The following is a 12,209-nucleotide window of genomic DNA, read 5'->3' on the forward strand; positions in this document are numbered from 1 at the left end:
GAATGGTAACCGCCAGCAGTTCGGAACTGGTGCGGAAGCTCAGATCTTTGTTGCAGGAACCAGATGATCTCTCCATTTGGCGCTATGCCGTGGCTACCCGGCCCTACCGGGACCAGGCCTGGGCTCAACACGTCAATGACTACCGCATAACCGAGAAAATTCGGGTGGCCAAGGAAGATGGCTCTTGGGACGCTATCGTAGGCCGTTTCCTCGAAAAGGCATCCTTCGGCGATATTCCGCTATCGGTGTTCCTAACAGAGGATGGCAGAAAATGGCTAAGGGATATTAGTGGTCAATTATCGATAAAATGACTTGCAGGAGTAGACAATATCGAATAGCCATTACAAATCATGTTTCAATACATTGATTTTTTTGCCATTGCGGGTTAAAAAAGAACTGGCGTTGTCGGGTACACACACAATCCGGTGCTAGATGCACTCGCTGCGGGCCGAGGCTAACCGTCTGACATAACAAAAATTACAGGTTCGAATAAGACCTTCTATACATTAGACGTTTTATGACCGGAAATGAAAACCCCTTTGCCGGCGATGCCCCGCGTCTCGGCACGGGCATCCCACTCAGCCGGCGTCGAACCGGATAGAATGGTGGCCAACTATAAATGGTGTCCAGACATGGCAACTGAACTCGACCTGCTTTGCACCCAGGCCGGCATCCTGGCGAATTACTACGACATATGGGGGACGCGTCACGAGGCGAGCGACGCGACACGCGAAGCCATCCTGGCCGCCTTGGAGTTCCGCACCGACACGCCCGCCTGGCCGCCGGTCCTCGTCACCTGGGAAAACGAACCGGTCTCCTTCCCGGTCCCGGATGGCAAGCCGGTCACCTGGCGCCTGATCCTGGAGGACCAGCAGGTCATCGAGGGCAGTGCCGGCGAGCGCGTCGAAATGTCCGCCGTCGGGTTACCCGGCTACCACCGTCTGGAAATGGTCCGCCGGGGCAAGACGCTCGCCTCCATTCCGCTGATCGTCTGTCCGCGCAGCAGCTATCAAGGTGGCGCCGGGCGCCGGGATTGGGGCCTGGCCGTGCAGTTGTACAGCCTTCGGAGTGCCGCCAATTGGGGCCTGGGCGACTACACCGACATTGCCGGCGTGGTCGACTGGGCGGCGGCGGCCGGCGCCGGCATGGTCGGGCTCAACCCGCTGCACGCGCTGTTCCCGCACAATCCGCTGCACAGCAGCCCCTACAGTCCGTCCAGCCGGCAGTTTCTCAACGTCCTCCATATCGGCATCGCCGGCCTGCCGGAATACGCCGAATGCAGCGCAGCCCAGCGGCAGGTCGCCGATCCGGCCTTCCAGGCGCGCCTGGCGGCGCTCAGGGAGGCCGACCTGGTCGATTATGCCGGCGTCGCGGCGCTCAAATTCGGCGTCCTGGAAACCCTATACCGGCATTTCCGCGCCAGCCATCTCGACCACAATACGGCGCGGGCGCAGGATTTTCGCGCCTTCCAGAAACGGGGCGGCACCGAGCTGCGGCAATTCGCCGTCTACCACGCCCTGCAGGAACACTTCCACGCTCAGGATGCCAGCGTGTGGGGCTGGCCGGCCTGGCCGGAGGCCTACCGGCGCCACGACGGCGCGGCGGTCCACGCCTTCGCCGACGCGCACCCCGAACGGGTGGAATGGCAGGAGTGGCTGCAATGGCTCGCGGACCAGCAACTGGCCGCCGCCGCCCGGCGCTGTGACGAGCTGGGCCTCGCGGTCGGCCTGTACCAGGACCTCGCCGTCGGCGTCGACAAGGGCGGCGCCGAGACCTGGGTGCACCAGGACCTCTACGCCCTCGATGCCCGGGTCGGCTGCCCGCCCGATGACTTCAATCCGCTCGGCCAGGACTGGGGCCTGCCGCCCTGGATACCCCAGCGGCTGCGCGGCGCCGGCTATGCGCCGTACATCGCCATGCTGCGTGCCAACATGCGCTATGCGGGCGCCTTGCGGGTCGACCACGTCATGGGCCTGATGCGGCTCTACTGGATTCCGCCCGGCATGAAGGGCGACGCCGGGGCCTACGTCAGCTACCCGTTCGAGGAACTCCTCGGCATCCTCAATCTGGAAAGCCAGCGCAACCGCTGCCTGATCGTCGGCGAGGATCTCGGCACGGTTCCGGACGAGGTACGCCACGCGCTGCGCGACGCCGGCGTGCTCAGCTATAAGCTGTTCTACTTCGAGCGCCAGCAGGACGGCCATTTCTTCCCGGCCGACTGGTTTCCGGAGCAGTCGCTGGTCGCGGCCTCCACCCACGACCTCCCTACCCTGGCCGGCTTCTGGCTCGGGCGCGACATCGACACCCGCAGCGCGCTCGACCTCTACCCGCGCCCCGGCATGCGCGAGGAGCAGTTGGCCGGCCGCGCCACCGACCGGGCCCGCCTGCTCGCCGATCTCGCCCGCGAAGGCCTGCTCCCCGAGGGCGTCTCCGAAGACCCGGAGCAATCGCCGACCATGACTCCGGCCCTGACGGGCGCCATCTACACCCATCTGGCCCGTTCGCCGGCCCGCCTGGCCCTGGTCCAGGCCGAGGACATGATCGGCCAAACCGAGCAGGCCAACCAGCCCGGCACCGTCGACGAACATCCCAACTGGCGCCGCAAGCTCTGCCTCGCCGTCGAGGCGTGGTCGGACGACGCCCGCTGCCGGGCGCTGGCCGAGACGATGACGGCCGAACGTCCGGGCATCGGGTAGAATCCCCGGCTTGATGATTCCGTCGTCCCCGCGCGGGCGGGAACCGGGTCGGGCCCGGACCGCGGACCGGCCCTGGGCGACGCCAACGAGGTAGCCAGTTCATAAGCATGTCGGGAAACGTCCGCCGCCCTCCTCCTGCCGCAAAAAACCGCAAGCCGCTCGCCCCCAAGGTGGTTCGCCTGCTGCGTGAAGCCTGGTGGATACTGGTGGTCGGCATGGCCTTGTTCCTGGTCCTCATCCTGGGCAGCTACGACAAGGCCGACCCGGGCTGGTCGAGCACCGGCAGCGCCGAGACCATCGCCAACACCGGCGGCGCCTTCGGGGCCTGGCTGGCCGACCTGATGCTCTACCTCCTGGGTGCCTCGGCGTGGTGGTGGGTGGCCCTGGCCCTGTACCTGGTCTGGTGGGGCTACCGGCGCATCGGCGAGCCGGACTCGGAACATCGCCATGGCCTGTTCGTCACGCTGGCCGGCTTCCTGGTCATGCTGCTGGCCAGCAGCGGTCTCGAGGCCATGCGCCTGCACAGCCTGGCGGCCGCCCTGCCGCTCGCCCCGGGCGGCGTCCTGGGCGGCGGCATCGCCGACCTCGTCCAGGGCACGCTCGGCTTCGAAGGCGGCACCATCACGCTCCTGCTCTTCTGGGGCATCGGCTTCAGCCTGTTCACCGGCTGGTCGTGGATCGGCATCGCGGAAATCCTGGGCGGCGGCCTGGAATGGGCGTTCCTGCGCGCCCTGCACGCCTGGCAGGCGCGCCGGGACCGCAAGCTCGGCCTCGAGGCGCGCAGCGAACGCGAAGAGGCGCTGGCCCGGGAGCGCCAGCGCCGCGAGAAGGAGCGGCCGATCCATATCGAGTTGCCCAAGCAGGAGATCGTCAAGTCCAAACGCGCCGAACAGGAGCGCCAGGCCTTCCTGTTCCGGGATACCCCGGATGCCCAGTTGCCGCCCCTGCACCTGCTGGACGAGGCGGCCGCCCAGGCGGCCAAGGTCGACCAGGCCGGCCTGGAGGTCACTTCGCGCCTGATCGAACGCAAACTCCTCGAGTTCGGCGTCGAGGTCAAGGTGCTGGCCGCCTACCCGGGTCCGGTCATCACCCGCTACGAGATCGAGCCGGCCTCCGGGGTCAAGGGCGTGCAGGTGACCAACCTGGCCAAGGATCTGGCGCGCTCCCTGTCCGTGGTCAGCATCCGGGTGGTGGAAACCATACCGGGCAAGGCCTGCATGGCGCTGGAACTTCCCAACAGCCAGCGCCAGACCGTGCGCCTGTCGGAGATCCTGGGCGCCAAGGTCTACGCCGAGATGCACTCGCCGCTGACCATGGCCCTGGGCAAGGACATCAGCGGCAACCCGGTGGTCGCCGACCTGGCCAAGATGCCGCACGTCATGGTCGCCGGCACCACCGGCTCGGGCAAGTCGGTGGCCATCAACGCCATGATCCTGTCCCTGGTCTACAAGTCCTCGCCCCAGGACGTGCGCATGATCCTGGTCGACCCCAAGATGCTGGAGCTGTCCACCTACGAGGGCATCCCGCACCTGCTCGCGCCGGTGGTCACCGACATGCGCCTGGCGGCGACCGCGCTCAACTGGTGCGTGGCCGAGATGGACAAGCGCTACAAGCTGATGTCGGCCACCGGGGTGCGCAACATCGTCGGTTTCAACCAGAAGCTGAAGGAGGCCGAGAAGGCCGGCAACCCGCTCACCAACCCGTTCTCGATCACGCCGGACAACCCGGAACGCCTGGAGCCCCTGCCCTACATCGTCGTGGTCATCGACGAGCTGGCCGACCTCATGATGGTGGCCGGCAAGAAGGTGGAGGAGTTGATCGCCCGCCTGGCCCAGAAGGCGCGCGCTGCCGGCATCCACCTCATCCTGGCCACGCAGCGGCCCTCGGTGGACGTGATCACCGGCCTGATCAAGGCCAACATCCCGACCCGGATCGCCTTCCAGGTGTCGAGCCGGATCGATTCCCGCACCATCCTGGACCAACAGGGCGCCGAATCCCTCCTGGGCATGGGTGACATGCTCTACCTGCCGCCCGGCCACGGCGTGCCGAACCGGGTGCACGGCGCCTTCGTCTCCGACGACGAGGTCCACCGGGTCACGGCCTGGCTCAAGGAAATGGCGCCGCCGAACTACATCGACGCCGTCACCGCCGAACCCGAGGAGGCCGATACCGAAGGCGGCGCGGGAACCGACGCCGAGGCCGACCCTCTATACGACGAAGCCGTCGCCATCGTGCTGCGTACCCGCCGGGCCTCGATCTCGGCCGTGCAGCGCCACCTGCGCATCGGCTACAACCGCGCCGCCCGGCTCATCGAGGCCATGGAACAGGCCGGCCTGGTGTCCCCCATGCAAAGCAACGGAAACCGCGAAGTACTCGCCCAGAACAATGACTAAGCCCCTCCTCGCCGCCCTCGCCGCCCTGGTCTTCGCCCTGCCCGCCCCGGCGCGCGCCGACGCCATCCAGCGCCTGCACGACTTCGCCGGCGCTACCCGGACGCTGAGCGGAACCTTCAACCAGGTCGTCCGCGACCGCAACGGACGCAAGACCCAGGAGACTTCCGGGGAACTGTATTTCTCCCGCCCGGGCAAGTTCCGCTGGGTCTATCGCAAGCCCTACGAGCAATTGATCGTCGGCGACGGCGTCAAGATCTGGATCTACGACGCCGACCTCGAGCAGGTCACGGTCAAGAAGCTCGACCGCTCGATCGGCGAAAGCCCGGCCGCCCTGCTGGCCGGCAGCAACGACCTGGACAAGTACTTCGTCCTCAGCGACGGCGGCAGCCAGGACGGCATCGACTGGCTCGAAGCCACGCCGAAGGGCAAGGAAGGCACCTTCGAGCGCGTCCGACTCGGCTTCCGCGCCAACACGCTGGTGGCCATGGAACTGCGCGACAACTTCGGCCAGCGTACCGACCTGACCTTCAGCGGCATGAAGAACAACCCCCCGCTGGCGGCGGAGCTGTTCCGCTTCAAGCCGCCCAAGGGTGCCGACGTGCTCGGCGACGACTAGCGCCTGCGGGGCCAGCCATGGCGGCCAGACGACGTATCGTCATCCTGGGCGCAGCCGGGCGCGACTTCCACGACTTCAACCTGGTCTACCGCGACGACCCGGCCTGCGAGGTGGTCGCCTTCACGGCGGCGCAGATCGCCGGCATCGCCGGACGCCGCTATCCGCCGACACTGGCCGGCCCGCTCTACCCGGACGGCATCGCCATCGTCGAGGAAGCGGACCTGGACGGCCTGATCCGCGCCGCCCGCATCGACCAGGTGGTGCTTGCCTACAGCGACCTGCCGCACGCGCAGGTCATGCACCTGGCCTCGCACGTCCTCGCGGCCGGCGCCGACTTCGTCCTGCTCGGGCCGGCACGGACGCAATTGGTTTCCCGCCTGCCGGTCATCGCGGTGAGCGCCGTGCGCACCGGCTGCGGCAAGTCGCAGACCAGCCGCTACCTGGCCGGCCTCCTGGAGCGGCGCGGCCTGCGTGCCGGCATCCTGCGCCACCCGATGCCCTACGGCGAACTGGCGGACCAGGCGGTCCAGCGTTTCCGTTCCCCCGACGATCTCGGCGCGGCCCGCTGCACGATCGAGGAACGCGAGGAATACGAGCCGCACCTGGCGCTCGGCCACACGGTCTACGCCGGCGTCGACTACGCCCGCATCCTGGCCCTGGCCGAGGCGGAAAACGACCTCATACTCTGGGAGGGCGGCAACAACGACTTCCCGTTCATCCGGCCGGACTGGCACATCTGCCTGGTCGATCCCCTGCGGCCGGGCCACGAACTCGCCTACCACCCGGGCGAGGCGACCTTGCGCATGGCCGATACCGTCCTGGTCGTGAAGACCGACAGCGCCGCGGCCGCGGACGTCGAGCGGGTGTGCGCCGACGCCCGCCGCCTCAATCCCGCCGCCGACATCGTCCCGGCCGCCTCGCCGGTCAGCCTGGAGCGGCCCGAACGGCTGCGCGGCCGGCGCGTCGTCGTGGTCGAGGACGGCCCGACGGTCAGCCACGGCGGCATGGCCTGGGGCGCCGCGCACCTGGCGGCCGAGCGGGCCGGGGCGGTGATCGTCGACCCGCGCCCGTGGGCGGCCGCCGAGATCGCCGCCGTCTATGCCCGCTATCCGCACCTGACCGACGTGCTGCCGGCCATGGGTTACTCGGCGGCCCAGCTGGACGACCTGCGCGCGACCCTCGCCGCGGTCCCGGCGGACTTCGTGGTATCGGCCTCGCCGGTCGACCTGGCCCGCCTGATCCGGCTCGACAAGCCGATCCTGCGCGCTCGCTACGAGTATGCCGAGGTGGCGCAGCCCGGGCTGGCCGGCCGGCTCGACGCCTTCCTGGCCCGCCGCTTCGGGCCGCCGGGCCGGGCCTGAAGCCCGCCCCGGCTCAGCGCAGGAATTCCTGGCTGATCGCCTTGAACTGCTCCGTACCGGCACGGTGCAGCCATTCGAAGGCGACCATCTCCCTGGACACCACCCGGCAGCCTTCCTGGCGCAGGCGCGCCAGGGCCAGCTCCTTGTCGGCCGGCCGGCGCGAGCCGACCGCCTCGGCGACGACATGGACGGCCTTGCCGGCGGCGAGCAGGTCGAGCGCGGTCTGCAGGACGCAGACATGGGTCTCGATGCCGGTCAGGATGACCTGCGGCCGGGCCATGGCGGCGAGGCCGTCCAGGTTGCCCTCGGCGACGGCCGAGAAATGGATCTTCTCCAGGATGTGTTCGGGCGGAATCGCCGGCGCCAACTCGGGGATCGTGTGGCCCAGGCCGCGCGGGTACTGCTCGGTGGCAACCACCGGTACGGCCAGACGCTGGGCAACCCCGAGCAGCCATTGGTTGTGGCGCCGGACCTCGGCGAAGTCGTGGATGGCCGGGGCGAGACGCTCCTGCAGGTCGATCATCAGGAGCACGGATTGGTCGGCTTGGATCAGCATGGTCGGCGGGCGCTTTGCGGAGGCCCGATTATTCAACGCCGGCGCCGGCCTTGCCAACCGGCGCGCCGGTCAGGCCGCCTGGCCGGGCAGGAAGTCCTGGCCCGACTTGCCGAGCCAATAGCCGTCGCAGGGGTCGGCGTACATGAACTTGCGCAACTCCGCCGGATCGGCCGGGGCACCGGCCAGGGCCTCGCGGTAATGGGCCACGACCGCGGCCATGTTGCGGTACTGGGGCGACAGCCTGAGCACCTCGACGCCGGTGTCGGCCAACTCGCCGACCCGGTGCGCCAGGGTGTAGATGCGCGCCGACTGGGTCTGGATGCCGTTCATGGCCAGGAAGGGCTGGTCCTCGCGGGTGTACAGGGTGAGGCCGTCGGGATGCTCCAGGCACTTGAACTGGCAATCGTCCTTCTGCAGGTTGTAGCGGCGCGCCGTGAAGCAGCGCGCCGAATAGGCCAACGGCAGGCGGCCGTACGCGAATACCTCGGTGGCGACGCCGGCGGGCACCGGCATGGCCTCGAGCATGGCGCGGTTCATCTCCACCGGGGGCACCCAGCGGAAGGCGCCGGCCTCGGCCAGCATGGCCAGGGTCTCGGGATTGTAGACGTTGAGCGTGGCGCCGGCGACGAAGCCGACGCCGGCCTCGATGCACAGGCGCACGGCGCCGAAATCGTTGGCCTCGACTCGGTGGCGGCCGTTGCCGACCAGCTTGCGCATGGCCTTGAGGTCGGATTCCGACTCGACCAGGGGCAACGAGGAGAGGACCACCTCCTTGCCCGCCCCGGCCAGGCGGTCGGCGACCTCCAGCCAATCGGCCAGGCGCATGAGATGGCGACGGGAGCAGACCGTCTCGCCCAGGTAGACGATGTCGACCGGCCAGCCGGCGGCCGCCTCGTAGAAGGCCAGGGTGTCCTCGCGGGACCAGTAGTACAGCAGCGGACCAAGGGCGAGTTTCATGGTGCTGGGGGTCGGTGCGGCGGTCGGGCTCATTTCCACGGGCGGTAGTAGGCGCCGAGGGTGTGCATGCTGCCCTCGGATACCTTGTCGAGTTGGGCGGTCCAGGCCGGCTTGGCGGCAAATGCCTCCGGGGCCCGCTTGACGGCGTCGATGGCGGCACGCCAGACCGCGGTCACCTGGGCGACGTAGGCGGGGCTGCGCTGCCGCCCTTCGATCTTGATGGCGGCCACCCCCAGGCGCAGCATCTCGGGCAGCATCGCCATGCTGTTCAGGCTGGTCGGCTCCTCGAGGGCGTAGTAGGTCTCGCCCTCGACCGCGAAGCGGCCCTTGCACAGGGTCGGGTAACCGGCCTTCTCGGTATCCGCGTAGCGGTCGATCAGGATCCCGTTCAGGCGCGTCTCCATGCCCTGCGCGGTCTGCTGCCAGCGCACGGCATGGCCGGGCGAGCAGGCGCCGAAGGTGTTCGGCGAGTCGCCGCAGGCATACGAGGAGAGCAGGCAGCGGCCCTCGACCATCACGCACAGGCCGCCGAAGCCGAACAGCTCGATCTCGGCCCCGGTGTTCTCGATCACGTTCTCGACCTGGGCCAGGGAGAGCACGCGCGGCAGCACCACGCGCTGGATGCCGAAGCGTTCGCGGTAGAAGTTGATCGCCTCGTAGTTGGTCGCCGAGCCTTGTACCGACAGGTGCAGTCGCAGCTGGGGATGGTGCGCGCGGGCATAGGCCATGAGGCCGGGGTCGGCCAGGATGACCGCATCGACACCCAGGCCGGCGGCCTTGTCGACGGCCCGGTGCCAGCGCTCCAGCGTAGCCGGCTGGGGAAAGGTGTTGAGGGCCATGAGGACCTTGCGGCCCCGCCCCTGGGCATAGCGTATGCCCTCGGCCAGGCTCTTCTCGTCGAAGTTGAGGCCGGCGAAGTTGCGCGCGTTGGTATTGTCCTTGAGGCCCAGGTAGACGGCGTCGGCGCCCTGGTCGACCGCAGCCTTCAGGGCCGGCAGGCTGCCGGCCGGACAGACGAGTTGCAGCAATGATGGTTCAGGCGACATGTTTCAGTTCCGTGCAGGCGCGGCCGACTCGGCTGCCCTGGCGGCTGCCGCGTTCCTTCAATAGGTTTTCGATACCGTTGAGCACCGGCCACTTGTGCTCGCACCACATGGGCGCGAGCAGGATGTCCGCCGAGGCGGTGCCGGTGACACGGTGGAAGACGACCGATTCGGGGGTACGCTCGATGAGGTCGGCGGCGACCCGGATATAGTCTTCCATCAACATGGGGGCGTACTCGCCGTGCCGCCACTGGTGCGCCAGCAGGGTGTGCCGGACGATGTGCAGCGGGTGCAGCTTGAGGCCGTCGGTGCCGACCTCGAGCACCCGGTCCAGGGTGCGCTGGTAGTGCCATTCGGTCTCGCCCGGCAGGCCCATGATCAGGTGCGTGCAGATCGGGATGCCCATGGCCCGGGCCTTGGTGCAGGTCTCGGCATATTCCGCGAAGCCGTGGCCGCGGTTGACCCGTGCCAGGCTGTCGTCGAAGGCGGACTGCAGGCCCAGCTCGAGCCACACTTCCATGCCGCGCGCCCGGTAGCCGGCGAGCAGGTCGAGCACCTCGTCGGCCACGCAATCGGGCCGGGTGCCGACCGCGAGGCCGATCATGCCCGGGTAGGCCAACGCCTGGTCATACAGTTCCCGCAGGCGTTCGGCTTCGTCGTAAGTATTCGTGTAGGCCTGGAAGTAGGCCAGGTACTTGCCGGCCCCGGTACGCCGGCCGATACCGTCGCGCCCGGAGGCCATCTGCTCGGCCAGGGACTTGCGCTTCTGGCTGCCCGGGCTGAAGGAGGCGTTGTTGCAGAAGGTGCAGCCGCCGGTCCCCTTGCTGCCGTCCCGGTTCGGACAGGTGAAACCGACGTCCAAGGCGATCTTGTGGACCCGCTCGCCGTGCTTGGCGAGCAGCCATTGGCCAAAGGTATTGACGACGTCGGATAGCGGCATGGTGAATGATCAGCAAAACAGATAAAAAGATACCACGGTATTCTTAGTATCGGCCATTCCGTTTGCCAAACCGGCGCGAACGCGTCCCCTCCCGCCGGCTTAACCTGGATGTAATAGGCTGTCGAATCGAACCGGAAACCCGTATGATGCCGAGTTCTTAAGATTTGCCATGTCGCCGACGCTCATTCGTCGACAACGGAGCGAGAGTTAATCGGATATGACGACGAAGTGTGTTGATGATTTCCGCCTGAAACTGGGTGCGCGCGAGTTGGTGCCGATCATGATCGGCGGCATGGGGGTGGACATCTCCACCACCGACTTGGCGCTGGTTGCCGCCCGCCTGGGCGGCATCGGCCACATCTCGGACGCCATGCTGCCCACCGTCGCAGACCGGCGCTACAACACGAAATTCGTCAAGCAAAAACTAAAGAAGTATAAATATAACGTTGAAAATACAGACAAATCAGAAATAAAATTCGACCTGGGCGAGATCGACGAGGCGACCCGGCTCCACGTCGGCAAGGCCATGGAAAGCAAGCGCGGTGAAGGCATGATCTTCATCAACTGCATGGAAAAGCTGACCATGAACGCCCCCAAGGAGACGCTCAAGGTGCGCCTGAACGCCGCCCTCGACGCCGGCATCGACGGCATCACCCTGGCGGCCGGCCTGCACCTGGGCTCGCTGGCCCTCATGGAGGAGCACCCGCGCTTCCGCGACGCCAAGATCGGCATCATCGTTTCCTCCCTGCGCGCGCTGCAGTTGTTCCTGCGCAAGAACGCCCGCACCGGCCGCCTGCCCGACTACGTCGTCGTCGAGGGTCCGCTCGCCGGCGGCCACCTCGGTTTCGGCCTGGACGACTGGAACAAGCACGACCTCGCCACCATCAACGCCGAGATTCTCGCCTGGCTGCGTGCCGAGCAACTGGACATTCCGATCATCTCGGCCGGCGGCATCTTCACCGGTAGCGACGCGACCCGTTTCCTGGAGCAGGGCTCGGGCGCCGTCCAAGTCGCCACCCGCTTCACCGTCACCGACGAATGCGGGCTGCCCGACGAGGTAAAGCAGGAATACTTCAAGGCCAACGAGGAAGACATCGAGGTCAACGGCATCTCGCCGACCGGCTACCCGATGCGCATGCTCAGGGGCAGCCCCGGGATCGGCGCCACGACCCGGCCGAATTGCGAGGCCTACGGCTACATCCTCGACAGCAATGGCCACTGCGCTTATATCGACGCCTACAACCGCGAGGTCGCGGCACACCCGAACGAGAAGAAGGTCAGGATCTACGACAAGACCTGCCTGTGCACGCACATGCGCAACTTCGACATCTGGACCTGCGGCCATTACGCCTATCGGCTGAAGGACACCTCGCGCCAGGACGCCGAGGGCAATTTCCAACTCCTGAGCGCGGAACACGTGTTCCGGGACTACCAGTTCAGCAAGGACGGCAAGATCCTCCTGCCCTGAACACGGCATGCGGCCCGGATACGACTGGGACCTGTTCTGCGCCGTCGTCGACAACTACGGCGACATCGGCATCACCTGGCGCTTGGCGCGCCAATTGGCCTCGGAGCATCGCCTCCGCGTCCGCCTCTGGGTCGACGACCTGGCCGCTTTCCGGTGCCTGCGCCCGGAGATCGATCCGG

General features: G+C 67.4%; 11 protein-coding genes. 7 read left to right on the forward strand and 4 right to left on the reverse strand.

Annotated elements, in window-relative coordinates:
* Positions 1 to 2 precede the first annotated feature (2 nt).
* The 5 genes from EZJ19_RS01010 to EZJ19_RS01030 all read left to right on the forward strand — a co-directional run bounded on the left by EZJ19_RS01010 (position 3) and on the right by EZJ19_RS01030 (position 7,066).
* Positions 3 to 311: a hypothetical protein gene (locus tag EZJ19_RS01010; RefSeq protein ID WP_131444444.1), complete on the forward strand. Its 309-nt coding sequence runs from the start codon at positions 3 to 5 to the stop codon at positions 309 to 311.
* 321 nt (positions 312 to 632) lie between these two features.
* On the forward strand, positions 633 to 2,696 hold the full coding sequence (gene malQ / locus EZJ19_RS01015) for a 4-alpha-glucanotransferase (RefSeq protein ID WP_165873411.1): 2,064 nt from the start codon (positions 633 to 635) through the stop codon (positions 2,694 to 2,696).
* Between the two features lie 107 nt (positions 2,697 to 2,803).
* The gene (locus EZJ19_RS01020) at positions 2,804 to 5,089 is read left to right on the forward strand and encodes a DNA translocase FtsK (protein ID WP_131444446.1); all 2,286 of its coding nucleotides are present in this window, start codon (positions 2,804 to 2,806) and stop codon (positions 5,087 to 5,089) included.
* Entirely contained in the window at positions 5,082 to 5,705 is a 624-nt protein-coding gene (gene lolA, locus EZJ19_RS01025; RefSeq protein WP_131444447.1) for an outer membrane lipoprotein periplasmic chaperone LolA, read from the forward strand. The genes EZJ19_RS01020 and lolA overlap by 8 nt, the downstream gene beginning before the upstream one ends.
* 17 nt (positions 5,706 to 5,722) lie before the next feature.
* Positions 5,723 to 7,066 carry a cyclic 2,3-diphosphoglycerate synthase gene (locus EZJ19_RS01030; protein WP_131444448.1) on the forward strand — a complete coding sequence of 448 codons (1,344 nt, stop codon included), beginning with the start codon at positions 5,723 to 5,725 and terminating at the stop codon, positions 7,064 to 7,066.
* 13 nt (positions 7,067 to 7,079) lie between these two features.
* Here EZJ19_RS01030 and EZJ19_RS01035 read toward each other — a convergent pair whose 3' ends face one another.
* From EZJ19_RS01035 to mnmL, 4 genes are all read right to left on the reverse strand, one after another.
* Entirely contained in the window at positions 7,080 to 7,622 is a 543-nt protein-coding gene (locus EZJ19_RS01035) for a hydrolase (protein ID WP_131444449.1), read from the reverse strand.
* 69 nt (positions 7,623 to 7,691) lie between these two features.
* Entirely contained in the window at positions 7,692 to 8,579 is an 888-nt protein-coding gene (ubiV, locus tag EZJ19_RS01040) for a ubiquinone anaerobic biosynthesis protein UbiV (RefSeq protein ID WP_131444450.1), read from the reverse strand.
* Between the two features lie 29 nt (positions 8,580 to 8,608).
* Positions 8,609 to 9,625 carry a ubiquinone anaerobic biosynthesis protein UbiU gene (gene ubiU / locus EZJ19_RS01045; protein WP_131444451.1) on the reverse strand — a complete coding sequence of 339 codons (1,017 nt, stop codon included), beginning with the start codon at positions 9,623 to 9,625 and terminating at the stop codon, positions 8,609 to 8,611.
* Entirely contained in the window at positions 9,615 to 10,562 is a 948-nt protein-coding gene (gene mnmL / locus EZJ19_RS01050) for a tRNA modification radical SAM protein MnmL/YtqA (RefSeq protein ID WP_131444452.1), read from the reverse strand. The genes ubiU and mnmL overlap by 11 nt, the downstream gene beginning before the upstream one ends.
* Positions 10,563 to 10,779: 217 nt before the next feature.
* On the opposite strand from mnmL, the gene EZJ19_RS01055 reads away from it, so the two are divergent.
* Positions 10,780 to 12,030 carry a nitronate monooxygenase gene (locus tag EZJ19_RS01055; RefSeq protein WP_131444453.1) on the forward strand — a complete coding sequence of 417 codons (1,251 nt, stop codon included), beginning with the start codon at positions 10,780 to 10,782 and terminating at the stop codon, positions 12,028 to 12,030.
* Positions 12,031 to 12,037: 7 nt separating this feature from the next.
* Positions 12,038 to 12,209, forward strand: a 172-nt coding sequence (gene earP, locus EZJ19_RS01060) for an elongation factor P maturation arginine rhamnosyltransferase EarP (RefSeq protein WP_131444454.1), incomplete at its 3' end; no start/stop codon positions are given.

Source organism: Parasulfuritortus cantonensis, assembly GCF_004337445.1.
In the GTDB taxonomy this organism is placed as follows: domain Bacteria; phylum Pseudomonadota; class Gammaproteobacteria; order Burkholderiales; family Thiobacillaceae; genus Parasulfuritortus; species Parasulfuritortus cantonensis.